Origin of the sequence: Flavobacterium longum, from assembly GCF_965137575.1 — a bacterium.
In the GTDB taxonomy this organism is placed as follows: domain Bacteria; phylum Bacteroidota; class Bacteroidia; order Flavobacteriales; family Flavobacteriaceae; genus Flavobacterium; species Flavobacterium longum.
On record NZ_CBCRZJ010000003.1, the window covers coordinates 61,745 to 87,283 of the forward strand.

26 protein-coding genes are annotated in these 25,539 nt (G+C 49.0%); 9 read left to right on the forward strand and 17 right to left on the reverse strand.

Annotated features, from left to right (window positions below; all coding sequences use genetic code 11):
* Positions 1 to 7: 7 nt before the first annotated feature.
* Complete coding sequence (locus ACM9J1_RS05880; protein WP_415581060.1) at positions 8 to 2,233, forward strand: DUF349 domain-containing protein; 2,226 nt, start codon at positions 8 to 10, stop codon at positions 2,231 to 2,233.
* Positions 2,234 to 2,303: 70 nt separating this feature from the next.
* Here ACM9J1_RS05880 and ACM9J1_RS05885 read toward each other — a convergent pair whose 3' ends face one another.
* From ACM9J1_RS05885 to def, 4 genes are all read right to left on the reverse strand, one after another.
* Positions 2,304 to 2,537, reverse strand: coding sequence for a hypothetical protein (locus tag ACM9J1_RS05885; protein WP_415581061.1), 234 nt, complete (start codon positions 2,535 to 2,537; stop codon positions 2,304 to 2,306).
* 30 nt (positions 2,538 to 2,567) lie between these two features.
* Entirely contained in the window at positions 2,568 to 3,341 is a 774-nt protein-coding gene (mazG, locus tag ACM9J1_RS05890) for a nucleoside triphosphate pyrophosphohydrolase (RefSeq protein WP_415581062.1), read from the reverse strand.
* Between the two features lie 110 nt (positions 3,342 to 3,451).
* Positions 3,452 to 3,934, reverse strand: a complete 483-nt coding sequence (locus ACM9J1_RS05895; protein WP_415581063.1) for a DUF5606 family protein — start codon at positions 3,932 to 3,934, stop codon at positions 3,452 to 3,454.
* A 67-nt stretch (positions 3,935 to 4,001) separates the two neighbouring features.
* Entirely contained in the window at positions 4,002 to 4,589 is a 588-nt protein-coding gene (def, locus tag ACM9J1_RS05900) for a peptide deformylase (protein ID WP_415581064.1), read from the reverse strand.
* Between the two features lie 156 nt (positions 4,590 to 4,745).
* Here def and ACM9J1_RS05905 point away from each other — a divergent pair, with 156 nt between their 5' ends.
* Positions 4,746 to 6,950, forward strand: a complete 2,205-nt coding sequence (locus ACM9J1_RS05905; RefSeq protein ID WP_415581066.1) for an FUSC family membrane protein — start codon at positions 4,746 to 4,748, stop codon at positions 6,948 to 6,950.
* On the opposite strand, the gene ruvX is transcribed toward ACM9J1_RS05905, so the two are convergent.
* The 4 genes from ruvX to ACM9J1_RS05925 form a co-directional block, all read right to left on the reverse strand.
* The gene (gene ruvX / locus ACM9J1_RS05910) at positions 6,947 to 7,360 is read right to left on the reverse strand and encodes a Holliday junction resolvase RuvX (protein WP_415581068.1); all 414 of its coding nucleotides are present in this window, start codon (positions 7,358 to 7,360) and stop codon (positions 6,947 to 6,949) included. The genes ACM9J1_RS05905 and ruvX overlap by 4 nt on opposite strands.
* A gap of 182 nt (positions 7,361 to 7,542) precedes the next feature.
* The gene (locus tag ACM9J1_RS05915; RefSeq protein WP_415581069.1) at positions 7,543 to 8,616 is read right to left on the reverse strand and encodes a winged helix DNA-binding domain-containing protein; all 1,074 of its coding nucleotides are present in this window, start codon (positions 8,614 to 8,616) and stop codon (positions 7,543 to 7,545) included.
* Positions 8,613 to 9,443, reverse strand: coding sequence for a copper resistance protein NlpE N-terminal domain-containing protein (locus tag ACM9J1_RS05920; RefSeq protein ID WP_415581071.1), 831 nt, complete (start codon positions 9,441 to 9,443; stop codon positions 8,613 to 8,615). The genes ACM9J1_RS05915 and ACM9J1_RS05920 overlap by 4 nt, the downstream gene beginning before the upstream one ends.
* A 9-nt stretch (positions 9,444 to 9,452) precedes the next feature.
* Complete coding sequence (locus tag ACM9J1_RS05925; RefSeq protein WP_415581073.1) at positions 9,453 to 10,193, reverse strand: class I SAM-dependent methyltransferase; 741 nt, start codon at positions 10,191 to 10,193, stop codon at positions 9,453 to 9,455.
* A 131-nt stretch (positions 10,194 to 10,324) separates the two neighbouring features.
* Between ACM9J1_RS05925 and ACM9J1_RS05930 the strand changes: the two genes are divergently transcribed.
* The 4 genes from ACM9J1_RS05930 to ACM9J1_RS05945 all read left to right on the forward strand — a co-directional run bounded on the left by ACM9J1_RS05930 (position 10,325) and on the right by ACM9J1_RS05945 (position 13,466).
* Positions 10,325 to 10,720 carry a hypothetical protein gene (locus tag ACM9J1_RS05930; protein ID WP_415581074.1) on the forward strand — a complete coding sequence of 132 codons (396 nt, stop codon included), beginning with the start codon at positions 10,325 to 10,327 and terminating at the stop codon, positions 10,718 to 10,720.
* Between the two features lie 79 nt (positions 10,721 to 10,799).
* Positions 10,800 to 11,615 carry a 2,3,4,5-tetrahydropyridine-2,6-dicarboxylate N-succinyltransferase gene (locus tag ACM9J1_RS05935; protein ID WP_415581076.1) on the forward strand — a complete coding sequence of 272 codons (816 nt, stop codon included), beginning with the start codon at positions 10,800 to 10,802 and terminating at the stop codon, positions 11,613 to 11,615.
* A 136-nt stretch (positions 11,616 to 11,751) separates the two neighbouring features.
* Positions 11,752 to 12,825, forward strand: a complete 1,074-nt coding sequence (locus tag ACM9J1_RS05940) for a glycosyltransferase family 9 protein (RefSeq protein WP_415581078.1) — start codon at positions 11,752 to 11,754, stop codon at positions 12,823 to 12,825.
* Positions 12,825 to 13,466 carry a hypothetical protein gene (locus tag ACM9J1_RS05945; RefSeq protein WP_415581080.1) on the forward strand — a complete coding sequence of 214 codons (642 nt, stop codon included), beginning with the start codon at positions 12,825 to 12,827 and terminating at the stop codon, positions 13,464 to 13,466. The genes ACM9J1_RS05940 and ACM9J1_RS05945 overlap by 1 nt, the downstream gene beginning before the upstream one ends.
* Here ACM9J1_RS05945 and ACM9J1_RS05950 read toward each other — a convergent pair.
* From ACM9J1_RS05950 to ACM9J1_RS05970, 5 genes are all read right to left on the reverse strand, one after another.
* Entirely contained in the window at positions 13,460 to 14,275 is an 816-nt protein-coding gene (locus ACM9J1_RS05950; protein ID WP_415581081.1) for a glycosyltransferase family 2 protein, read from the reverse strand. The genes ACM9J1_RS05945 and ACM9J1_RS05950 overlap by 7 nt on opposite strands.
* A complete protein-coding gene (locus ACM9J1_RS05955) occupies positions 14,272 to 15,897 on the reverse strand; it encodes a glycosyltransferase (protein ID WP_415581083.1) in 1,626 nt (541 codons plus the stop codon). The genes ACM9J1_RS05950 and ACM9J1_RS05955 overlap by 4 nt, the downstream gene beginning before the upstream one ends.
* Positions 15,898 to 15,965: 68 nt before the next feature.
* Positions 15,966 to 16,856 (reverse strand): ATP-grasp fold amidoligase family protein, encoded by an 891-nt coding sequence (locus ACM9J1_RS05960; RefSeq protein WP_415581085.1) that lies wholly within the window; start codon positions 16,854 to 16,856, stop codon positions 15,966 to 15,968.
* A gap of 3 nt (positions 16,857 to 16,859) precedes the next feature.
* A complete protein-coding gene (locus ACM9J1_RS05965) occupies positions 16,860 to 17,681 on the reverse strand; it encodes a polysaccharide deacetylase family protein (RefSeq protein ID WP_415581086.1) in 822 nt (273 codons plus the stop codon).
* On the reverse strand, positions 17,678 to 18,787 hold the full coding sequence (locus tag ACM9J1_RS05970) for a glycosyltransferase family 4 protein (protein WP_415581088.1): 1,110 nt from the start codon (positions 18,785 to 18,787) through the stop codon (positions 17,678 to 17,680). Before ACM9J1_RS05970 ends, ACM9J1_RS05965 begins: the two co-directional genes overlap by 4 nt.
* Before the next feature lie 66 nt (positions 18,788 to 18,853).
* On the opposite strand from ACM9J1_RS05970, the gene ACM9J1_RS05975 reads away from it, so the two are divergent.
* Genes ACM9J1_RS05975 through ACM9J1_RS05985 form a run of 3 tightly spaced genes read left to right on the forward strand, consistent with a single transcriptional unit; the run spans position 18,854 to position 21,920 of the window.
* Positions 18,854 to 19,423, forward strand: a complete 570-nt coding sequence (locus ACM9J1_RS05975; protein ID WP_415581089.1) for an L-threonylcarbamoyladenylate synthase — start codon at positions 18,854 to 18,856, stop codon at positions 19,421 to 19,423.
* Positions 19,424 to 19,465: 42 nt separating this feature from the next.
* On the forward strand, positions 19,466 to 20,899 hold the full coding sequence (locus ACM9J1_RS05980) for a CCA tRNA nucleotidyltransferase (RefSeq protein ID WP_415581091.1): 1,434 nt from the start codon (positions 19,466 to 19,468) through the stop codon (positions 20,897 to 20,899).
* A gap of 1 nt (position 20,900) precedes the next feature.
* The gene (locus tag ACM9J1_RS05985; protein ID WP_415581092.1) at positions 20,901 to 21,920 is read left to right on the forward strand and encodes a COX15/CtaA family protein; all 1,020 of its coding nucleotides are present in this window, start codon (positions 20,901 to 20,903) and stop codon (positions 21,918 to 21,920) included.
* 99 nt (positions 21,921 to 22,019) lie between these two features.
* Here the strand turns inward: ACM9J1_RS05985 and ACM9J1_RS05990 are convergent, their stop codons facing one another.
* From ACM9J1_RS05990 to ACM9J1_RS06005, 4 genes are read right to left on the reverse strand one after another with little or no spacing between them, the layout of a single operon-like run.
* Entirely contained in the window at positions 22,020 to 22,772 is a 753-nt protein-coding gene (locus ACM9J1_RS05990) for a LytR/AlgR family response regulator transcription factor (protein WP_415581094.1), read from the reverse strand.
* On the reverse strand, positions 22,772 to 23,413 hold the full coding sequence (locus tag ACM9J1_RS05995) for a 2TM domain-containing protein (RefSeq protein ID WP_415581096.1): 642 nt from the start codon (positions 23,411 to 23,413) through the stop codon (positions 22,772 to 22,774). Before ACM9J1_RS05995 ends, ACM9J1_RS05990 begins: the two co-directional genes overlap by 1 nt.
* Entirely contained in the window at positions 23,413 to 24,753 is a 1,341-nt protein-coding gene (locus ACM9J1_RS06000; RefSeq protein ID WP_415581098.1) for a 2TM domain-containing protein, read from the reverse strand. Before ACM9J1_RS06000 ends, ACM9J1_RS05995 begins: the two co-directional genes overlap by 1 nt.
* Before the next feature lie 36 nt (positions 24,754 to 24,789).
* On the reverse strand, positions 24,790 to 25,416 hold the full coding sequence (locus tag ACM9J1_RS06005; RefSeq protein WP_415581100.1) for a hypothetical protein: 627 nt from the start codon (positions 25,414 to 25,416) through the stop codon (positions 24,790 to 24,792).
* Positions 25,417 to 25,539: the final 123 nt, after the last annotated feature.

Genomic DNA, 25,539 nt, shown 5'->3' on the forward strand with positions numbered 1-25,539 from the left:
TGCTCAAATGTTGGACGAAAAGAATGATAACCTGCACGATGCAGACGGAAGTGTAAACCAAGAACCGGCAAACGCCGAAAAAACGGGCGAAGCGTTACCCGCTGAAGACGCTCAATCAGGCCAACCTGAAACCGATGCTGCGCCTGCAGATGACGCCATCGAGCCGGAAACCGCGGCGGAAGAATCCGTCGTAGCGGAAGTGACAGAACCGGCGCAGGAAGAAGTTTCCGAAACCGCAACTGCAGATGACGTTTCAGAAGAAGTACTGGCCGATGCGGACCAACCTGATTCATCCGAAGAAGAAATCCCAGAAAATACGGCCGCCGATACCGTGGCCGAAATAGTTCAAGTTGAAGCAGCGCCGGAAACTGCCGTTGAATCGGCCGCAACCGAAGAAGCGGAAACCAAGCCCGCTGAAGCTTCGACCGAAACCGAAGAGGCGGTGAATGCCATCGCCGAGACCAACGCCGAAGACAGCGAACACGGCGCGCACGAAGCCGTTCCGATGAAAGATTACGAAGCCATGGAAATGGACCAGCTCGTCGGCGAAATGGAGACGCTTGCCGCTGCAGACAAAGTGATGTCGGTGAAAGACCACGTCGAAGAAGTCAGAAAAAGTTTTCTTTCGAAATACCATCATTTCATCGATGAGAAACGTGAAGAATGGCACAACGCCAACCCTGAAACCACGGAGGATTTCCATTATCATCTGCCGGCGAAGGCGCGCTTCGACCAATTGTATGCGCAATACCGCGACCGCAAAAACAAGCATTTCCAGAGCATCCAGCACGATTTGAAGGCCAATCTGGACAAAAGGCTGGCCATCGTCGAGGAGTTGAAAAACCTCATCAACCCGCAAGAAAACATCAAGGATACGCTCAAACATTTCAATGAATTGCGCGAACGCTGGAAAAATGCCGGCCCGATTCCGCGCGACAAATACAACCACGTCTGGAACAATTACCATTTCCACGTCGAGAATTTCTACGATTACCTGCATCTTGACCGCGAAGCCCGCGACGCAGATTTCAAACACAACCTGGAGCAGAAGCAGAAAATCATCGTCCGTGCCGAAGCGTTGCTGGAGATGGTAGATATCAACAAAGCGTTCCGTGAGTTGCAGGATTTACACAAACTTTGGAAGGAAGACATTGGCCCGGTTTCTAAAGAACACCGCGAGGAAATCTGGAACCGTTTCAGCGACATCACCAAACAAATGCACGACAAGCGCGAGGCATTGTTCGAGAAAATGCGCGGTACTGAATTGGAAAATCTCGCGAGGAAAAAAGAAATCATCGGCAAGATTGAAGCCTTGTCTGAAGAAAAGGCCAATAACCACGCCGGTTGGCTGGCACAAATGGCTAAAGTGGAAGCGCTTCGCGGTGAATTTTTTGCCGTCGGGAAAGCCCCATCAGATGTAAATGAAGAAATCTGGGCATCGTTCAAGACCGCGGTGCGCAATTTCAATTCGTCCAAGAATGCGTTCTACAAAGACATCAAGAAAGACCAAAACGACAACCTTTCCCGCAAACAGGCTTTGGTGGCACGTGCACAGGAATTGCAAGACAACACCGATTACGCGGCAACTACGCCGGTCATGAAGCAAATCCAGGAAGAATGGAAGCAGATCGGGCATGTGCCCCGCAAGTACTCGGACAAACTCTGGGCAGCGTTCAAAGCGGCCTGCAACCATTATTTCGAGCAGATGAAAGAATCGCGCAGCAGCGAGGTCGCCGAGGAAGTGGAAGCATTCGAGAAGAAAAAAGCCTATTTGGAAACGCTCAAGGATTTTCAACTCACCGGCGAACACAAACCAGATCTCGATGCCATCAAGGCGCACATCGAAACCTGGAAAAGTTTTGGCCGCGTACCGCAAGCGCGTCGTCACGTGGAAGGGAAATTCAACAAAGTCCTTGACGCTTTGTTCGAGAAACTCAGCCTCAGCAAGAAAGAATCAGACATGATGCGCTTCACCAACCGCGTAGAAGCGTTATCGGGTAGCAACGACACACGCAAGCTCGACAACGAGAAAATCTTCCTGATGCGCAAGATCGATGAAGTGCAATCGGAGATTTTCCAGCTGGAGAACAACATCCAGTTTTTCACCAGCAAAGATTCCAAGAAAGAGAATCCGATGGTGGCCGAAGTCCGCAAAAGCATCGAAAAACACAAGGAAGAACTTGATATGCTGAAAGCGAAGTTGAAGCAGTTGCGCAGCATCGCACAAGAATAAATTCAGAAACCCTAAAATTAAAATCCCAAATTCTAAACAGCTTGAATGTTTCAGGATTTGGGATTTCTTTTTATCTGAATTCTTTTTTAGCCTTTACCAAGCGACTAACAAAAAAACGACCCAGTAAAAAGACGGCAAAGAAAAAAAGCGTGAAAAACGCCACAAGGACTACCAAGAAAGGCAAGTCATTCCAATGATTGTAAGACGAAGGAACCGGATCGTTCACTTGTTCCATCTGAAAAACCAATCCGGTCAATGTAATGGCCGTGCAGACGCAGACGATTAATGGCATCAATCTTTTCATGTATTGTCAACGGCCAACTAGGCTAATTTATTATAACTTTTTCGCTTCTTCCCAAAAAACATCCATTTCGGCAAGTGTCATCTCAGACAACGGCTTGCCCGATTCGCTTGATTTGCTTTCCAAATATTGAAACCGCTTGATGAATTTCTTGTTGGTACGTTCCAACGCGTCTTCGGGGTTGATGTTTAAAAAACGGGCGTAATTGATCATCGAGAACAGCACATCGCCGAATTCGCTTTCGATCCTATCGTGGTTCTGCGCCGACACTTCATGCTGCAATTCCCGAAGTTCTTCTTGGACTTTGTCCCAGACCTGATGCGGTTCTTCCCAATCGAAACCCACGCCTTTCACCTTGTCTTGTATGCGCGACGCCTTCACCAGCGCGGGCAGGCTTTTCGGAACACCTTCCAAAACAGACTTCTTGCCTTCCTTGAGCTTCAATTTTTCCCAGTTCTGCTTCACTTCTTCCTCGTCGGCCACCACTACATCGCCGTAAATGTGCGGATGCCGGTGGATGAGTTTCTCGCAAATGTCATGTGCCACGCTGGCGATGTCGAACGTCCCGGTTTCGCTTCCGATCTTGGCGTAGAATACGATGTGCAGCAGCAAATCGCCCAGTTCTTTCTTGATTTCCTCCAAGTTGTTGTCCAGGATGGCGTCGCCAAGTTCGTAGGTTTCTTCAATGGTCAAATGCCTGAGCGATTCAAACGTCTGCTTTTTATCCCACGGACATTTCTCGCGCAAATCGTCCATGATGTCCAGCAGCCGGCCGAACGCTTCGAGTTTCTGTTCTTTTGTAGTCATCGGTGAGCTAATTACTGCTGCATTCCGGCAGCAAATTGTCGCGTCTTAAAAATAAAAAATCCCGAAACCAAATGCTGGCCTCGGGACGTGAAGTTGTCAATAGTTTTCCACTACTCTTTCTTGGCTTTCTTGGCCGGTTTCTTTTCCGCCGGTGCTTCACCTTCAGCAGTTTCTGCGGCTTCGGCTTTCTCTCCTTTGCCTTTTGGCGCTTCGGACGACACCATGCCTTTCGCTTGCAACAAGTTGTACCAGTTCAACACTTTTTTGATGTCAGACGCATAAACGCGATCTTCATCGTAATCCGGCAAAACTTCCTTGAAATACGCCATCAGTTTGTTGCTGTCTTCCTTGTGCGAAATGGCTGGGCCATTGTTCTCTTTCTTGGCTATGGCGCGCATCACTTCGGCCAGCGGTTTTTCTTCGGTGTGCGTGTACATCGAGATTTCCGACAAAAGGCTTACGTTGTTGCGCATCCCGACGTTGATTTTCTTGCCGTCAACCAACGATTCGGCCACAAAACCGGTACGCGTCTGCAATTTGAGTGAATACAATCCGGGCTGTCCGGTAATCGCCAATACTTTTTCTAATTCCATTTATTTTTTAACTTTTATTCTTTTCGTATCACCAATCGTCAATTATCCATTGTCAATTGTCAATTAATTACCTTCCTTTTTTCGCGGCAAATTTCATTTTGTAATCCGGGCGCGCCTTGCCTTCCATAATGCCCATGAGCTTCTTTTGGATTAGGCGTTTCTTGAGCGACGATATGCGGTCTGTGAACAAAATACCTTCAATGTGATCGTACTCGTGCTGGATGACGCGGGCAATCAAGCCGTCGAATACTTCGGTCTTCCGGACGAAATCCTCGTCGTCGTATTCAATGGTGATGCGCTCGTTGCGATACACGTCTTCGCGAACTTCCGGAATGCTCAAGCAACCTTCGTTAAAACCCCATTCCTCGCCTTCTTCCTTCAGCATTTGCGCGTTGATGAATGTGCGCTTGAATGAACCGAGTTGTTTCTGTTCATCGGCAGACAAGTCATCGTCGTCGCTGAACGGTTCGGTATCGACAATGAAAATCCTGATGGGCAACCCAACCTGCGGCGCCGCCAAACCCACGCCATGCGCATTGTACATCGTATCGTACATGTCTGCGATGACTTGTTTCAGGTCTGGATAATCTGCGGCAACCGGGTCGCAAACCTTGCGAAGCACTGGATCGCCGTAACCAATAATAGGTAAAATCATGTGTCTAGTGGTAAACGTCTGCAAAAATAAGTGAAAAAAACAAAGCCCGAGGAAACACGAAAAAATAATTAGCGAATATTTATAAAATACTCTTAAAACGCCATCGGCTGAAAGGTTAACCTGTTACAATTCCTACCTTTGCCCATATTCTCGGGTATGGTCTACAAAATCAGGAAATTTACCGACAGCATCGAATTCGCCAACGCGGTTAAAGTTACCATTGCCGCAGCCATACCGGTGATCCTGTTTTCGTGGCTGGGCGATTTCAAGACCGGTTTTGCGATTGCACTCGGCGCATTCCTGACTTCCCCGAGCGACATTTCCAGCAACCTCACGCACAAAGTCAACGGGCTGTTGTCTGGTGCGTTTATAGTAGCCGGAAGCGCGTTGCTCGTGTCAATAGTGTATCCGTACCCGTGGCTTTTTTATCCGGTTTTCGTGGGCTTGCTTTTTTTCCTGTCGATGATTTCGGTGTACGGCTACCGCGCCACGAATGTGTCGTTCTCAGGATTGCTGTCTGTTTCATTAGTCTTCAGCACGATTTACTCCGGGCGTGAATTGTACGAACATTGTGGACTCATGCTCGCCGGCGGCTTGTTTTATTTCCTCGTGTCGATGGCGTTCTGGTACGTCCGCCCAAACCGTTACGCCGAAAAACAATTGTATGATTGCATCCGGCTGACGTCCAAATACCTGAAGCTGCGCGGCGATTTGTGGACCGTAGGTGCCAATCGAGAGAAAATCATCGAAAAGCAGCTCGAACTCCAGGTGGAACTCAACACCATCCACGAACACCTGCGGGAGGCGCTCATCAACTCGCGGCTGGGTTCCGGGCCGTCCAACCAGAACCGGAAAATGCTCATCGTGTTCATTTCGCTCCTGGAAATCCTGGAACTGGCGCTGTCTACGTCGTTTGACCACGGCAAACTCCACGAAAAATTCAAAGGACATGAGAACGTACTCGCGACCTATCAGCAACTCGCGTACAACCTCGCATCGACACTGAAGAAACTCGCCAAAAGCATCGAGAACCGCTCGAAATACACCTCGGGCAACCGTTTGTTCGACGATTTGGCCGCGCTGGAAAAAGCCATCGAAGACTACGAAAAAGAACTGGGCCACGATGCCGCCGAAGGCGTGTATCTGCTCCGGACGATGCACCACTACGCAGAAAAACAGGTCGAAAAGATCAACATCGCCGAGCGCGCGTTGACACTCGCCGTATTCAAACACGATTTCAAGGGCGCCGACAAAGATTTGGAGAAATTCCTCAAGCCGCAGTATTACCCGATCAGTACCTTCACCGAAAACCTCAGCTTTTCATCCACGATTTTCAGGCATTCGCTCCGGTTGACGGTGACGATGTTATTCGGATTCATCATCGGGCAACTGTTGCCGTTTCAGAACGCTTACTGGATATTACTGACAATCGTCGTGATCATGCGTCCGGGATATGGCCTGACGAAAGAGCGTTCCTACCACAGGATTTTCGGTACGATACTCGGCGGACTACTGGCTTTCGGGCTGTTGTCTGTCATGCAGAACGACTATGTCATCAGCGGGCTGGCCGTATTGTCGATGATTTTAGGATTCGCCTTCACGACCACCAACTACAAGGTTGGCGCAACTTTCGTGACCATGTATGTCGTTTTTATATATGGGCTGCAGACACCGCACATCCAAGATGTCGTACAATACCGCATCCTTGACACCGTAGCCGGCGCCGCGCTCGCGTTCATGGCCAACCATTTCTTCTGGCCAACCTGGGAATTCTTGAGCGTGCCGTCGCATACCGAAAATGCCGTCAAGGCCAACCGCGATTACCTGCGCGAAATCTCGGAATTGTACAATAAAAAAGGGGAAATTCCGGTGTCATACCGCTTGGCGCGAAAAGAAGCATTTATCGAAATCGGAAACCTGATGGCTTCGTTCCAACGCATGGCGCAGGAACCGAAATCCAAGCAAAAATCATTGCAGCAGGTCTATAAACTGGCCGTGATGAACCACACGCTGTTGTCTTCGCTGGCGTCGCTCGGCACGTACATTCAATCTTATAAGACATCTAAGGCGTCGGCGGGATTCAATGCCATCGTAGACACGGCCATCGCCAACCTCAACGATGCATTGACATTGCTCAAAGACGAGCCGCCCGTGCCACGTCAAAAAGAAGATTTGTCGCTCCGGTTCACCGAACTCAGGAACATCCGTGCCAAGGAACTCGCCCAAAGCAAGAACATCAACGAAGCCTCTTTTAAGCTGAAAATGCAGGAAGCGCAACTGGTCATCGAGCAACTGGTCTGGCTTACCAACATGACCGAAAACATCCTCAAAGCGGTACAATCGCTCAAGTCACACGCCTAAAACATCTTGCGCGTCAGGTAATCCTGGAGCATGATCGTGGCCGAGATTTCATCGATCAACCCTTTGTCCTGACGCTGTTTTTTCTTTAATCCACTGTCCAGCATCGCCTTAAAAGCCAGTTTAGAGGTGAAGCGTTCGTCCACCCGAACTACAGGCATATCCGGAAAAGTCTCCTTGAATTTTGATACGAAAACTTCAATTACCGCCGTGCTCTCAGACGGCGTATTGTCCATCTGGCGTGGTTCGCCTATGAGCACTTTGGCCACTTTCTCTTTCGCAAAATAGTCGCGCAAGAAATCAATAGCCGTTTCTGACGCAATGGTGGTCAGGCCAGACGCAATGATTTGTAGTTCATCGGTCACGGCAATCCCGGTGCGTTTCTGTCCGTAATCTAGGGCGAGTATTCTCATGCTGGTTCGTAGTTGTTAGTGGCTAGTTGTTAGTGGCTAGTTCCGGCAATTGGTCGGGTTCTTATTCATTTCCGATGCAAAGCTACTAAGATGTTTGCAATTTTAGGATTTGGGCGTTGCGCAAGCGCCGGGCTGTACGCTGTAGTCCTCGCTTTGCAAGCTGCGGGCTGCCGCTTCCATCCCTAACGCGACCGTACCGAGGCTTCCTTGCCCAAAAATAATCCGAACCTTTCCGCCGCATCTAGGGTATCTTTTTCAACGGCCTTGCTGACTTTCTTTAAAAACGTCGGTTCAATTTCCACGCGGTTTTTCTTGTCGGTACGCTTCCAGACGCCAACCACTTCCCCGCCAGACACAATCAATGGCTTGAAAATACCATTGCTGGTAAAAGCATGTGGCATATGTTTTTCGTCGATGGCCGCGCGGCGATTTTTATACGCAATCAGGTATTCGTCAAAAGACGGCAACAGCATCACTTTTCGGTCGGTTGGCGCATGGCCGGCTTCCTTCCAATAATACACTTCACCGTCCATGGTACTATTGGCCAATTCTTTTTCGGTCAAAGCCACTGCGGTTTTCGCTTCGGCCACCAAAAGCCCGGACCACCAGATGAAATCACGCAACGTTGCCGGGCCGTGACTGGTGAAATACCGAAGCGCCAATTCGGCCAAAGCGGCTTCCTTGCCTAACCTTCTCGGATGCTTGACTCGTTCCGACATAAGTGCATAGCTGTGGTGTTTCCCGGCACGCCGACCATTGCAGATCAGGCCTTGAAGTTCGGCGTAGGCCAGTATATGCAAACCTCGGTACTGATCGGTGCGGATGCTGTGCGCATTTAAGATTGCGGTCAGTTCATCGCGCGTCTTGTGTTCACCATCCGAAACGGCTTTCATGATGATATCGGCACTTTTAGTGAATAGCTTTGCATCGAGTCCCAGCTTGGCGTTCATGCTTTTCATTTGTCGGAGGATATTCTCGCTGGTAAGTTCCAGCATCCAGCCAATGTCTTCGGCCGGCGCCAAATGCCAGGTCGGGCGCAACACGTGCGTCCGGATGATATGGCCATCGTCCAGCGCCTGTTCAATCTGTGCGTAGGTACTGCCGGGCGAACGAACGCCTACGGCAAACAAGCTCATCGGATAATCCTGTGCCTGCATCGCCCCGAAATGCTTCACGACTTCCGGCGCGGTGTTAAACGTCGGCTTATGCAGCAGTTGGGCTTGCAACCTCGTGGCCACAATGGTTTCGCGCGTCATTTCGGCATCGGTTCAAATGTCGCCAAAAGGGTTTCGCCCTCCAGGAAGCGTAAGGATTTGCCCTCGACGACGAACGCGTTCGCCCTACTAAGTACGGTCTTGAATTTTTCCTCGGTCGGTAAGGCCGGGCAGCCTTTCATGGTGCCCACGATCCGCATGAACCGGATTTTTCCGCCGCGCGTCTCATAATGGCCGCGCAGACTGTTGCAGCCTGCAAATCCGGTAAAAGCATTCATCGGATCCAATTCTATATAATAAGGCTTTTCTCCTTCCTGCTGCACTTTGTAACCGTTGAGTTCCACCAGTTTCCATTTGACGCCGACCAGGTTTTGCGGCTCTTGCTTGGGTTCGGGAAGTTTCTCGGCGGCGGCGTCGCTCATCCTTTTCAAGATGTACCGGCTGGCCAACTGCCCCGTAATCACGTTGCCGGACGCATCGAGTTGGGTGAGCGCGTTGTTGCTTACCAGGAATTGCGCGGTGATTTTGCCGTTTTCGCTCAGGATGATTTTCTTTCCGGTGTCGTCCCATTGAAAAACGCCTTTGCCTTCAAACACTTTCGTCCCTTTTCCCTTGTAACGTGTCGTCATGGCGTAGGTGAAATCCTCCGACAGTTCGACGGAGGTTTCAATGCCTTCACAGTCTGCGCAAGGCAACGTGCCTTTGTAAAATCCGAGGTAATCCATGGAATTGGTGGCCGTCGGTTTTTGGGCAGGCAACGGCTGGTCGGTGGCGATTTCCGTGGGCGCGGGTTTGGGGTTTTCAGCCTTCTGGTTCTGGCAACTCAGCAAGGCGATGGCCGATAGTAAAAATAAGGTCTGTCTTTTCATAGCTTTTTTTTAAGTGATTGTCTTCCTTCCGATGCGCAACAACAACGGAAAAACGACTTCCTTATTACTGTTGCGCCAACTGGCTTCCAATTCCGGGTAAATCAAAGTTACAGGATTCTCGCCGTTTGCTTTTATATAATGTTGCGTCGCCGACCAAGTGTTGAGATAACCTACGAGCTGGTCCAATGCCCAATTGAAACTGTTGGCAAACGACGGACACGGTATTTCGTCGAACGGGAACGGAATCGTTTGATACATCTCGTCGATGTAGCGACGTTCGGCATCCCAGTACGGCCCGATGATGTTTCGGTAAAGGTTGCCAATGATGGCGTCAGTCTCAGGATTGGTTTTCAACAGCCCGTAGCCCATTACCGCGAAAATCCCGTCGGGTTTCAAAATCCGGTCGACTTCCTTGTAAAAGGACTCGAAATCAAACCAATGGATGGCTTGCGCCACGGTAATCAAATCAAACTGATGGTCGTTGAAGCGGGTGCGCTCGGCGGCCTCCACGTGGTAATACACGTTTGGCCTTTGCGCGGCATGATCGATTTGCTTTTGACTGATGTCTGTGGCATATACCTTCTCAAAATGCTGCGTCAGCAAAACCGCTACTTGCCCATTTCCGGTGGCCACATCCAACGCACAATCGCCCGCATTGACGTGTCTTAAAATGGCATCAATCATCTCCTCGGGATAATGCGGCCTGAACTGTGCATATGCCGCAGCTTGCTTAGAGAAATTGTCTTTCATTATCGGAAAAAACCAAATTTACGAATTTTGTCGACTGAAAAAAATATGTATTTCATCGATTATTTTATACATTTTGTCGCCTTTAAGAAGAAAATACCTATGTTTGCCGCAACCAATCTACTTTAATGAACATGAAAGCACTTATCACACTTCTCGCGCTGGCGGCTTGCCCCTGCTTTGCGCAACCGAAAGTATTTATGCTCGATGCCGTCCATGCGCGCAACGCGCAGCAACAATGGCAGGAATCTTTGACGACCGACGAAGATTGCGTGGCCTACTTCTCCGACAACGAAATCTCGATGAACATCGACAGGTTGTACCACCTTGACATCGTGTCTACCAACCAATTCACCAACGACGGCACGGTATATCTTTGCAAAGACAAAGACGGCCACAAAATCACCATTACATTGATTGACAATGACCGGATGTTCGTTTATGACGGCGACAAGCGCCTGATGGTGGAATTCCAGAAAACCGATATTGCGGCTACCGCGACGGCTTCCATTGCCAACACCGAAGAGTAAGGCACTACAATTTTTTTTACCGTTTTTTTCGTTTTGGCTTTGGTGAAATGCCCGTATATTTGCGTGAAAATAGACCGACATGAACCACCTCAAAGCCACTATTGAAGCCGCCTGGGACGACCGTTCCAAACTACAGGAACCGGAAACGCTTGCCGCCATCCGAAAAGTCATTGACCTTTTGGACGAAGGCACACTCCGCGTGGCCGACCCGACGCTTGACGGTTGGCAGGTGAACGAATGGGTAAAAAAAGCCGTTGTACTGTATTTCCCGATCCAAAAAATGGAGACATTTGAAGTGGGCATTTTTGAATACCACGATAAAATTCCATTGAAGCGCGGATATGCCGCCAAAGGCATCCGGGTGGTGCCGCATGCTGTGGCTCGTCACGGTGCATACATTTCAAAAGGCGTGATCATGATGCCGAGCTATGTCAACATCGGCGCGTATGTCGATGAAGGCACCATGGTCGATACCTGGGCTACGGTAGGAAGCTGCGCACAAATCGGGAAAAATGTCCATTTGAGTGGCGGCGTCGGGATTGGCGGCGTACTCGAACCCTTACAGGCCGCACCAGTCATCATTGAAGACGGCGCGTTCATCGGGTCGCGTTGTATCGTCGTGGAAGGCGTGCGCGTTGAAACCGAAGCTGTACTGGGCGCCAATGTCTGTTTGACCGCATCCACCAAAATTATTGACGTCACCGGCGACCAGCCCGTTGAAATGAAAGGTGTCGTACCGGCACGTTCAGTGGTTATTCCGGGCAGCTACACCAAGCAGTTTTCCGCGGGCGAATACCAAGTGCCTTGTGCGCTCATCATAGGGAAACGCAAACCGTCGACGGACTTGAAGACGAGTTTGAACGATGCTTTGCGCGATTACGACGTTGCGGTGTAGACGAATCTGCGTTAGCGATTGCAGCGTCATCCTTTTGCTGACGCCGGGAAGCAAAAGATAGATCGGAAAGCGCGGCCCGACGGGAAACGAGGCTTGCAAAGCCGACTGCCCGAAGGGAAACGCCCAAAAAATTTCAATGAAAAAAATTCTGGTTATTCAGCAAAAAATGATTGGCGACGTACTCGCCACAAGCATCGTTTGCAACAACCTCAAGACGATTTTCCCCGATTCTGAAATCCATTACCTGATTTATCCGTTCACCAAACCGGTCGTGGAAAACAACCCGAACATTGACCGGATTATTTTCTTTACGGACGAATTCCGCAAGAGCAAAAAAGCATTGCTGAAATTCTTGGTTTCCATCCGAAAAGCGAAATACGATATCGTGATTGACGCCTACGGAAAGCTGGAAAGCAATCTGGTCGTGGGCGTATCGGGCGCAAAGACGAAAATTGGGTTCCGGAAATCCTACACGAACTTTCTATACACCAAAACCTACAGGGAATTTTCCGTCCCGAAAACCGATGCCGGACTGGCCATCGACAACCGGATGCAACTCGTCTCGGATTTCCTCCAAAAGACAAAGACCAAAGACCATAAACTTCTTGACAACCGTCCCAAAATATTCCTTACCGAAGCCGAAATTGCCCACGGAAAAAAAATCCTGACCGACTATGGCATTTCCGGAAAAACCTACATGGTCGGCGTATTGGGCAGTGGACACAACAAGACCTATCCGTTCCCATACATGGCGCAATTGCTCGATGAAATTGTCGCGCAAACCGGCGCCATGCTGCTATTTAACTACATCCCTAAACAACGGGCGGAAGCGCAGGCCGTTTTCGATTTGTGCAAACCCGACACGCAAGCCCACATCAAAATCGATTTGGTGCCGGGCAGCATCCGCGAATTCCTGGCCGTGACCTACCATTGCGACGCGCTTATCGGGAACGAAGGCGGTGCGGTGAACATGGCCAAGGCGATCGGCAAACCGACGTTTACGATTTTCTCGACTTGGATCAAGAAAGAAGCCTGGAATTCCTTTGAAGACGGAAAGCACACGGTATCGGTACATCTGAAGGATTTCAAACCCGAATTGTACGGCGGGAAATCGGCCAAGGAAATGAAAAGCAAGGCGATGGCATTGTACGAAGCTTTCACGCCCGAGTTGATTTTACCCGCGTTGACCGATTACCTGAAACACAACTGATGGGTGCCGGGTTCGTAATCCTGATGTATCTCATCGCCATTTTTGTCGTGAGCGCCGTGTTGGCATTAGTCGCCATCGTGATTACATCTATTGTTGCAAAACCGCCTAAACGACGGAAAATCGTCGCAGCGGCATTGTCGCCGTTCGTGTTCTTCTACGGTTGGTTTTTTATGGGATTGTTCGCTACCGGTGCGGTGTCAGGATGGAAAAACGTCGATATCGGCATTGGTGATGCGTGGTATGTCCCGATCAACGACGAGTATTCCATGCTGATGATTGATTTGACCGAGGAAGCGTACATCCAACGCAACGGCGAAGACATCCTGACAGTCCGTCAAATACAGCAGGTAGACGATGTGTTGATTGGGCAGAATACCGATGGCTGGTATTTTTCACTGAATTTGCACGGCCACAAACTGAAGCTTTACCAATCGCGAGAAGAACTGTTATCGGCACGGAAAGGATTCGAGGTCGCACTGGACGATGTCGCGGCATTTTACACGAAGCGGAAACGGGAAATACTAGGGATTTGGATGGTCATCGTCCCAGCCGCAACGTTTCTGTTGAGCGCGGCCGCAACGTTTTTGTTTGCCCGGCTGATCACCTATGGCAGTTTTCTTTCTCGCCGACGGACTTATTGATTCGAATCAATCCCGACAGGCGTGCGCACCACTTTGTTTTTCTTGGTGTTCGCGCGGATGGCGTAGTTCTTCTTCCACGTTTCTTCGTTCACATAACCGCGTTTGTGATCTAGGTGGATGCAGATGGCGCTGTATCGGATTTGCTTCGATTTCAACCCTTTGTTGAACAGCCTTTCCCCGAGTTCTCGGTCTTGCCCGCCGTACTGCATGTCTTGGTTGAAACCATTAATCGCGACCAAGTCTTCTTTCCAACCCGAAGCATTGTGGCCGTTCCAGGTAGCCTTGGTGGGCGTAATCCAATTGAGGAAACTCGCCGTAAAACCGTGCACGGCCAACTTCACATTTTTGTACGAGGATTTCAGCCCGTGTTTCGTGAGCCATTCCAGACGGAAGCAGCGCCCGGACAGGATGTCGTCTTTGGTGATGGCGACAGACGTTTCCATAGGCAACATGAAATAGCCGCCCGAAAGGAAATAACCTTTTTCGCGGTATTGCAGGTGCGTTGAAACGAAATCTTTGCGCGGGATGCAGTCGCCGTCGGTGAAAATCAGGTAATCTGTCGTGGCGGCGAGAATGGCTTTGTTGAGAATTTGCGATTTCTGGAACCCATTGTCTTCCTGCCACACGTGAATGATCGGCATCTTGACCTGCGGCCGAAGCGCATCGATCAGTTCTTTGGTAGCGGGTTTCGAACCGTCGTCGGCGATGATGATCTCAAAATCCGTTTCGTCCTGCGCCGAAAATCCCCAGATGGTTTTCTCAAGCCAGGCTTCCGAATTGTACGTACTGAATATGACGGATGCTTTCATTTCTTCCAGAATTTTAATTTTTTCTTCAGGCGGCGGCGGCGGTTGAACTGGTCTTGGAAATGGTGCGCGTATTTGTGCATCATCGCCAGTATTTCAGGATAATTCCTGCCTGATAATTTGGCGTACTCGTCGCTCATGATTTCCAAAATATCCTGCTTGGTGGTCAATTTCGCGAGATTCGAAATACGCTTTTCAAGCGGCATCGATTTGTGGAAATTCATCCGGTTCAAATCCACGAGATAGAAGGAATACGCTTGCGGGCCGTCTTTTTTGATGAGCGTATTACCCGAAGTATTGTCGATGAACTCGATGCCTTTTTCATGCAACTTGTACGAAAATGCGATGAATTGCCGCAGGATGATTTCGCGCTCCGGATAATCCGGATTCGTGGTCAATTCGCGGAAGAGCAAATCGGCCTGCAGTTGTTCGCTCACGTAGTAACTGTCTTTGAGCGTAATCCATCCGAAATGTTCCAAGAATGCTATGGGCTGTGGTGTTCCGATGCTGTTTTCGAGCAAGATATTGGCGTACTCATAGGAACGGCGCGCTTTCGTTTTCCGGAAGAACCGGTAGACGACCGCGTTGAACCAAGCCGGAATCTTAAAGGACTTGATGTTGACTTTTTGCCCGTCGATGTCAAAAATCTTGATGGCGTTGCGTTTGGCCGGCCCGAGCGCTTCGCCTTCCTTTGAAAAGTTCGCGATGCGGTTCTCGATGTTCTTCCGCCACTGCGCAAAACCCGAATGAACGGTCATCGTTCCGAATTTCGATTCCTTGATCCGGTAAATCCCAAAGGTTTTCTTGAGCACTTTGCTGAACAACACCGACTTTACGTACAAGTTGTTCCGCAAACTCAAAAACCACCATTGGCTGTGCGGCAGGAGTTTGGCCGCGATTTCCTTGTCCAAGGCCGGAGACAGGATGAAGTCGGTGCGCACGTCGTCCCATTTTACGTTGTCGTAGCCGTCAAATTCATTGACTTTGTTCTTTTCGTGGATGATTGACATCCAGAGCCGCCGGTCTTTGACTTGTGTAATGCGTGTTTCCTTTTTCCACATGTTGTGATCGTTTTGCCACACGGTACGCGGATCGGCATTGCGCTCGATCAGGCTGATGAACGGGTTGAAAATGTGCTCTTTCTTGCCCAACATAAAATCGGGCTTGATCTGGAGCGAATAACCTTTGATGACATCAACCGCCTGATATTCCTGGGAATTAAACCGCTTTTGCACCTCGCCGATGAAATCCTTATGGATACAATCATCGTTGTCAATGCGAGACGTTATCAAATAAGACACGCTTGCCGAATGTGTCGAAATGTATTTCTTGATTTCGGGGTAAAACGACGGCATGCCATCGATGTAAAACACTTTGATGTTCCCGATGTTTTTCACCAACGCTTCAATCCTTTCTTTGAAAATTGGCTTGGTCGTGACATCCAGAAAGAGCAACCACGTGAAATTGGTACAGGTTTGCGCAGTCACCGAAGGAAAGCAGAAATTCTCGAAAAGCCACATCCGGTCTTCCATCCAGTCATCGGTGAGCAGCGTTTCATTGTTCTTGGTCACATCCCATTTGGGGTTCCGGAGGTTGAAACGCGTGATGAGATAGTGATGGAACATTGGTGTTTCGGGTTTAGGCAAATTTACCTTTTTTTAGTTGCTAGTTGTTAGTGGCTAGTGGCTAGATGTTAGGCTTTCGAGAGATCAATCAAATCGCCCCATTCTTTGTTTAACCTGGTGATGTGCGGCACCATCCAGACGGCGGCGGTTGGGAAAAACGTGAATTCGCCAAAGTAAATCTTGCCATCAATCTGATACAAATCAATGCGGATGAAGATAAAACCGTGGGCCAATTTTCGGGCGATTTCAACCATTTCATCGAACATTGGCGGTTTTGGCGGATACGACTTGATGTATTCTCGCGTGGTTTCGTCCGGTTCTTCCTTTTTCCAGTCCATCGAAAAGAAACCGCGCGCGGGCTGGCCGTCTTCGTAAATCTTCATGGAACAGAATTTCGGCTCGCCATGGAAACAGAAAAATTTGTAATCGACGAGTTCGCCGTTGGATTGCTCGAGGTATTTCTCGGCGACGATGCGCGGCTTGATGTCTTTGTACACGCGTTCTCGGTACCAATTGTAGTAATTGCGCTTCATCCATTTTTCCAATTTCGCTTTGGCTTTTGGCCAGTCGAGCTTGGATTTGTCCTTGACGATGACGTTGTATCCCGATGCATGCGTACATTTCAACGCGAACTGGTTGGGCAATTCATCGAGGTTGATTTCATCGACGCTGTCGTACACCTTGTACAACTCGTTCAAATATTCGGGGCCGATTTTATCTGCGACGATTTGACGCGCCGCATATTTGTCTGCGTAATCACCGTAGCTTTCGGTGTATTTATGCAGTTTCAGCCATTGCAGTTTTTCCCAGAACAGCACCGGCGGATTGAGGTGCAATTCCTGGCCGGCGACGTATTTCACCTGCAATCTAGAAAACTGCTCGTCGCTCATGCCGGAGTTGCGGATGCGCGCAATCTGGAGCTGTTTGTACTTTCGTTTGAGGAATTTCATCAAACCCATAGGCTAAAATAATTTGTTCCGCCCGAAACGGAGTTTGGTCTTGAAATCATCCATCGAATCGGTACCGCGGATGTCGGTACGTTGGATGTCGTAAAAACTGTTCAACGGAAATTTGTTGATGCGGTTGCCGATGCGGAAGGCATATTTGATCCCGTTTTGTTTCAAGATGGCGAACAGACGTGTCTGCTTCTCGCCTTTCTTCCGATAATAGCGTCCGAATGTATAGGCCAGCGCCGGAAATACGTTAAGTTTCTCAGTTTCGATAACGGCATTCGACTGCTTCAAGTCATCATCGACTTCATCCAAGGTGATTTTTGTATAGTTGTCATGCTTGAACGTATGGTGTGCGACTTCGATGTGCGAGTTGATTTCCTGCAACTGCGACTTGTTCATCAACTGCATCGAATCATTTACATATTTCCCGGCCCAATCGATATTTTGCCCGATGCGGCCCAATACCATGAAACACGTGGCTTTCATGCCGTATTGTTTCAAGAGCGGAAACAGTTCGGTGTAATTATTTGCGTAACCGTCGTCAAAAGTAAGCACTACGGTTTTTGGTGGCAAGCCTTTTCGCTTTTGCTGATAATCGTCGATTTCCGAAAGCCACATCGTCGTGTAGCCTTCGCTTTTTAGATAGTTGAGTTGCGTTATGAATTTCTCTTTCGAGATCGTAATCTGGTCTTCAAAACCGTCCGTCGAAATGGAATGGTATTCCAAAACGCGCAGTTTGTTTCCTGCAGGCGTAAAGAACCGGGTCTGTTTGTCGATATACCACAAACAGGCCAGCAATACAAGCGCTAGGAATACAAACAGGTACATCATTTTTTTGCGGCTTGGTATACTTCGTTCAGTTCATCGAACATTTTCTTGGCGATGACTTCCTTCGTAAAATTTTCCTTCAGGAATTGGTAGCCTTTCTCAATCATGCTGTAACGCAACGCATCGTTGGACAAAATCGCTTCGGCCTTGTCTGCAAAATCGATTGGGTTGCGCGCTTCGGCCAAAAATCCGGTGACGCCATCTATCAGCACTTCGGACGTTCCACCAGCGCGCGCGGCCACAGACGGCACATGCGAAGCATAGGCTTCCAGCACGACGCTTCCGGTGGCTTCGTTGTTCGACGTAAACAGAAAGAGGTCCAATTCCGGCCAGATGTCTGGCACATCGCGGCGGAAACCGGCGAAAATGACGTCGGTCTCCAACCCTTTTGATTTGACCAATTCCTTGATTTCAGATTCCAGCGGCCCGTCGCCGATTAGGACATACTTGGCCTTCAGTCCGCGTTTTTTCAACTCCTCGACCGTGGCAACCCACGTGACATGATCTTTTACGGGAACGAACGCCGACACGTTTCCGATAATTTTATGGTCTTCCGGAATGTTGAATTCGCGGCGTAAAATCCCCGTGGATTTCTTATCGTATTTCTGCAAATCAGTAACGCTGCCCACGATGCAAAGACGCGAATGGTCTTTAATGGCTGGTTTCAAGACATCGACCACCGGCTGCGACACACAAATGATCTTTTTGATTCCGGGATAATTGTACTTCCATTTCCTGAGGACGTTCGTGTCGATTTTCTTGATCATCGTGCGGCACAAAACCAACGGTGTTTTCAAGCCTTTGAACACCGCCGAAAGAACGGCAATCGTATGCGCCTGGCTGCTGTGGATGAACACCAGATCGACTTTGTTTTCCTCGGAAATCTGCCGGAGTCTTTTGGCCAGTTTAAAATCGTATTCAGACTTGTATTCGAACGTAATGGTGTTGAAACCTTTGTCTGACGCGACCTTGTGGATGTCTGAACCTTCGCGGCAAACGATCCACTGTTGCTCACAATAGCCATAATCGCGGAATGCTTCGTACAGGTAGATGATTTTCTGTTCGTGCCCGCGCCAACCTTTGGAAGCCGTGAAATGGATAAGCCGCATAAAAATTTTTGGCAAAAATACGAGTTCATTTTGTAATCGCGCCGTAAATTTGGGCAAACTTTAGCTATGGGCGACCTCAATACCGAAGTGCATAACGCCTTTGAAATCATCCAGAAAGGCGGCATTATCCTCTACCCGACCGATACGGTCTGGGGCATTGGCTGCGACGCGACCAACCCCGAAGCCATCGCGAAGATTTACGCGCTCAAACGCCGCGAGGAAACCAAATCCATGATTGTGCTGATGAACGGCGACCGAATGCTGTACAACGTGTTCAAGGAAATCCCGGAAGTGGCGTGGCAAATCCTGGATTTGAGCGAAAAACCGACGACGTTGATCTTGGACAATCCCAGGAATGTGGCCAAAAATATCATCGCCGAAGACCAGACTTTGGGTGTGCGGCTGGTGACCGAACCATTCTGCTACAAACTCATGGAACGCATGAAGAAACCCCTGGTATCGACATCGGCCAACATATCTGGTGAACCTACACCGCTTTCGTTCAAAGAAATATCGCCTGAAATCATAAACGGCGTAGACTATGTCGTAAATTTGCACCGCGATAAAGTGGGCGGAAAACCTTCGGCCATCATTAAGCTGACGAGCGATTCGCAGGTGAAAATCATCAGGAAATAATGGACAATTGGAAGTTGACAATTGGGTAAAACAGAGCAGCCTGTGGTCAGGAATTACAAAGAAGCCTTACATCATAAGATTTTCGAAACCGTTGCGCAAGCCTCGGAAGCATTGGACGTTGAGAGCTACGTCATTGGCGGTTTTGTCCGTGATTTGATCTTGGGGCGAGACCACAAGAAAGACATCGACTTCGTGGCTGTGGGCAGCGGCATCGAACTCGCGCTCAAGACATCGGCATTGCTGCCGAAACGTCCGAAAGTGCAGGTTTTCAAGAACTATGGCACGGCGATGCTGCGTTTTCAGGACATCGACATTGAATTCGTTGGCGCCAGAAAAGAATCGTACCAGCGCGACAGCCGCAAGCCGCTTGTGGAAAACGGCACGCTCCAGGACGACCAGAATAGGCGCGATTTCACCATCAATGCGCTCGCTTTGTCGCTGAACCAACGGAATTTCGGTGAATTGCTCGATCCGTTCGGCGGGCTTGACGACCTGGAGAATAAAATCATCCGCACACCGCTGGATCCAGACATTACCTATTCAGATGATCCGCTCCGGATGATGCGCGCCATCCGTTTTGCCACACAACTCGGCTTCGACATTGAAAAGGCGTCGCTCGAGGCGATAAGCCGCAATAAGGAACGCATCGGCATCATTTCCGGCGAACGCATCGTCGAGGAATTGAACAAGATATTGGCCACGCCGAAACCATCGACGGGCTTCCTCTTGCTATACCAGACCGGGCTTTTGGACTTGATCATGCCCGAACTCACAGCGCTGAACAACGTTGAGGAGATCGAAGGCCAAACGCATAAGAACAATTTTTACCACACGCTGGAAGTGGTGGACAACATTTGCCGAAACACCGAAGATTTATGGCTGCGCTGGGCAGCATTGTTGCACGACATCGGTAAAGCGCCTACGAAACGCTACGACAAAAAAGTGGGCTGGACGTTCCATGGGCATGAATTCCTGGGCGGGAAAATGGTGAAGAAACTCTTTGAACGCCTGCACATGCCGCTGAACCAGAAGATGAAATTCGTGCAGAAAATGGTGATGATGTCTTCGCGCCCAATCGTGCTTTCTCAGGATGAAGTCACGGATTCTGCCGTACGCCGATTGGTTTTCGATGCGGGCGAGGACGTGGAAAGCCTCATGACGTTGTGCGAGGCCGACATCACGACCAAAAACCCGAACCGCTACAAACGCTACCACCAGAATTTCCAACTGGTGCGCCGCAAAATCGTGGAAGTGGAAGAACGCGACCACGTCAGGAATTTCCAGCCGCCGATTACGGGCGAGGAAATCATGGAAATGTTCAATTTACAACCGTCGCGCGAAATCGGCATTTTGAAAGACGCCGTAAAGGAAGCCATCCTGGAAGGCGATATCCCGAACGATTACGACGCGGCGAAGCGTTTCGTGATCCAGAAAGCATCTACATTAGGTTTGAAACCCCAGAAAAACGTGGAATAATATGAAAAAGACAGACCGGCCGGTGGTAATCTGGCTATTTTCAGGATGTGTATTGATTTTTATCATGGTTGTGGTTGGCGGCATCACGCGGCTCACCAATTCCGGCCTTTCCATGACCGACTGGCATTTGGTGACCGACACGTTCCCGCCGATGTCTGAAGCCAAATGGGAACAGGCGTTCGAGCAATACAAGCAATTCCCCGAGTACAAACTCATCAACAGCCAGAAAGATTTTACGCTCGACGATTACAAATTCATCTATTTCTGGGAATGGTTCCATCGGTTTATCGGGCGGATTATCGGCATCGTCTTCATCATCCCGTTTGTGTATTTCCTGATCAAGAAAAGATTGGACCGCGCCACCATCAAGAAATGCCTCATCTTACTGGGATTGGGCGCTTTGCAAGGGTTTTTTGGCTGGTTTATGGTAAAAAGCGGCTTGGTGGACAACCCGGACGTGAGCCATTTCAGGCTGGCGCTGCACCTCTTTACGGCATTCATCACTTTTGCTTATACGTTTTGGGTTGGATTGGATTTGATCTATCCGGAGCGACGAACGATTCACCCATTGCGGAATCTGGCACGCTACGCCTTGGTGTTGCTCCTTGTTCAAATCATCTACGGTGGATTTGTGGCCGGGTTAAATGCCGGATTGGTACACAACCATTGGCCGCTGATGAGCGACGGCGAATTTTTGCATGAAAGCGTCTGGTTAGAAAAAGACTCGGCGCTCTTGGCGTTGACCGAGGGGAAGAGCGGCGTGCAGTTCGTACACCGGACACTGGCATACGTTGTAGTCGCCGCGATGGTGTTGCTATACTTCCGAAGCAAAAAGACAACGACCGACGCGCATCAATCAAAAGGGTTGCGTCTGCTGATCATCGTAGTCTTTTCGCAGTTCGCGCTAGGTGTGCTTACGTTGCTGTACGGCGTGCCGTTGTGGCTCGGACTGTTGCATCAGGTCGTGGCTTTTCTGCTGTTGACCAACATGACCTATGTCCTGCACCGACTGTCCAAATAACCAGAATTCCATCAATAGAACAAATCTATCGAAGCTGTCTAAAACATTGGTTTCTAGTTTTATAAAGTTTATTACTTAAATAATAAGTATTCCTTATTTTTAACCTAGCCAAGTTTTAAAATCCTGCACTTTTTCCCGACTGACGATCACTTCATCAGCCTTGTAAGTCGGCAAAATAACCTTTAGCCTCGAGTTGCTGTACACGGTAATTTCCTTGATGGATGCCATCGGGACGATGTGTTTTCTGCTGACCCTAAAGAACGCCGTCGGATCCAATTCCTTTTCCAAAACCTCCAGCGTAGTGTCGATCAGGTAATCGCGGTTATCGGACGTATGCGCATACGTACCTTTGTTTTCACTGTAGAAACACTCCACGTCGGCGGTAGTGACTACTTTTAAGTGTTGCCCTACTTTGATCGTGAACCGCTTTCGGTATTCCTTGGCCGGCGCGCCGAGCAAACGCCTGATTTCGTCAAAATCAACATTAACCGGCGATTTTACCGGTTGCCGCTCACGGTATTTTGCCACGGCAGCCGCCAGCTCATCCTCATCTATCGGCTTGAGTAGGTAATCGATACTGTTCAGCTTGAATGCCTTGAGCGCGTATTCGTCATATGCCGTCGTGAAGATGACCGCGCTTTTGATGTCGATCGCCTCAAATATCTCGAACGACAACCCGTCGGAAAGCTGAATGTCCAGGAAAATCAGCTCAGGATGCGGATGATTGGAGAACCACGCAATCGCTTCTTCCACGGAATGCAGCATTTCCTGCACGGGAACACCGAGCTTGTCCAGTTTTCGCTGCAACAGGCGCGCCGCGGGCTTTTCGTCTTCGATGATGATTGTGGTCATTATTCCCATTTTTGGCGTTTGTCCTTTTCCATGATCTCGCGAATCTTGCGCTCTTCCCAATTCCTGCCGAATACCGCCTGTTTATAAAACACGCCAATGGCATGGAACGCAAGGCCGATGCCCCAGAAGAACGCGACGGTATAGGTGTCACATTGCGATAGCACATCTGTGCCTTCCCTGAAAACCTTCACCAGAATGATGAAAAGGTTGATGGAGATATAACTGATCAAGTGCTTATAGAAACCCGACTGTGCTTTCACCTGTTTTTTGGCGCGCTCGTATTTGGCTTCTTCGGAATTGTAATAATTTTCCATTTTCAAATCCTTCTTTAATTGACTGTCTATTTGAGATTTAATATTTTCTTTCTTAAGTATTTCTGCAATCTTGCGGTCTTCCCAATCTTGCCCAATAGCATACCCTTTGTCGAACGCTTCCATGTAATGGAAAACCAACCCCAAACCCCATCCGAGCGCCGAGAAGAACACCCAGAAAAAACCTGGGAAGTAAATAAGGTTGATGACGAAGAGCGTCGGGATGATGACGCAATAACACGTCAGGTTGATGTAAAACCCTCTAATTTCCTTGGCTTTTTTCCGTGCTTTTTCGTAGATGCGCTCTTCTTGTAGGTTCCGCTTTTCCATCATTCCCATTTTTTGATTTTTTCTTCCTCGATGATCTTTTGGATTTTTCGCTCTTCCCAGTCTTTTCCAAGAAAAGGCACGAGGCTATACACCGCAACACCGTGGATACCCAACCCAATACCCCAGCCGATGGCTGGCCAGAAAACCCACCAATAGTCTGGCGTGGTAACTGCATTCAAAATGACGAGTCCGACGATAACCAGCACGTACGACGTGGCATGCCCGTAAAAATCGCGGATGTCTTCCATTTTCTTTTGCGCGCGCTGGTATGCGTTGCGTTCGTCGATGTAGATCGGGTCCAATACTGCAACCTGCTTGGTCAGGATTGGGATTTTAACGACAAAGGCATCTGCCGTTTCCTCGAGCATGACCTTTCTGTTGGTGATGATGGCGTATCGGCTGACGATATTCTGCAACCCTACACCCTGACGGCTCTGCAACACTTCTTTCTTCTGGAGTTTGTTCTCGACGACCAATACATCGCCATCAACATAAATCTTTATATAAAGCGGCTTTTGCTCGCTTACCACGTTGTGCTTTACCGTGTTTTCCAACAACAATTGCAACGACAGCGGCACCACCCAGGCTTCCGCGGGAACCGTTTCCGGCATCTCGAAAAACACACTGTTTTCAAAGCGCATCTTCAGCAGATTCATGTACGTCCGCGCAAACGAAAGCTCTTCTTCCACCGAAACCAACTCTTTATCTTTTTGTTCAAGAACGTATCTGTAAATTTTTGATAAAGAGGCAGTAAACTTTTGTGCTGAGTCTGGATTTTCCTCAATGAGCGAGCTCAACACATTCAGGCTATTGAACAAAAAGTGCGGATCAATCTGGTTCTTGAGCGTCTCGAATTTCGCCGACGCCGTGCCCGCAATGATCTTCTGCTCCTTTACTTTGTTTTCCTGCGTACGTTTGTAGAAATAAACGGCATGGAAAAACAACGTAATGACGAGCGTAATCAACAGTGAGATAATGTAGAACTGCACGCGCTCGCCCTTTAAAAATAAGTCTAGCGACTTGCCTTCTATCAACACATTGATCACCGCCCGGATCAGGAAAATTCCCAATGTCGTCAACGCGACGCCGCCCAACGCGCTGATCAAAATCCGGTAACGTCCGAATTTACGCCAGCTCACCTTTCGGTTCACATAATCGAAATATGTGCTATTGATTGCCGTAAGAACCACGCAATACATACAATAATACCCTAGTTCAATTGCAAAATTTGTGTCGATGGTCAACGTTCTGCCGAACGCTATTTCGAGCGAAATCATGATGGTAGCCACCACAGCACTGATCACCAGACCTCGAAATAATATCTTTATAAAATACTTCATATCGACAAACTTAATTTAATGAAAGCAAATGCTTTACTATTTCTTGTTGCACTCTTTCTGTGTCGCCAAGGCGCGGTCCAAACCCCATTTCGGGTGCAACGGCGAGGCTGGTTTAAAATTCTCGAACAACGCTATGGAACGGTCAACTTCTGCGCACATCGGCTTGATGTCTGACCCGAAGTATTTCGCACCGCCCATTTCGTACTCGGCTTTACAGAACACCGCCCGCGGATTGGTAGGGTCAAGCACCTGCGCTTTGGTGTACAATTCCATTACTTTCGACGAATATGTCATGGCATAGGTTTGCGGATCAAACGCCACCCAACCGGTATAAATCATGGCTTGCATAATCAAAAACTCCGGGTTGTTCGGGTCTTTTACAAACTCAATATCCAGCGCATCCTGGGCTTTCTTCAATAGGGCCGACACACGTTCTTTGTCTCTGCTCTGGAAAGACGAGGTCGTGTTGACCAGCGCCACATAATAGTTCGGGAGCCAACTGTTTTTCTCCGCCGAAGCAATTCGCTCGAACATAGCCGATGCTTCATCAGGTTTGCCTTCGCCCCACAATTGGAACGCCTTGCCCATGCCTTCTTCAAATTTTCCTTGCGCGCCCGCCAGCACGCTAACCAGTAATACGATGGTGGTAATTGCTTTTTTCATGATGTTGTTTTTTAAAGATTACCCGGCAAATGTAGCCGCGGTTTTAAGATGATGAAATTGTTTTCTACTGAACTGTTGATTTTTAAGGATGAACCGCAGCCGATTGCAGAACTTGACGCGCGT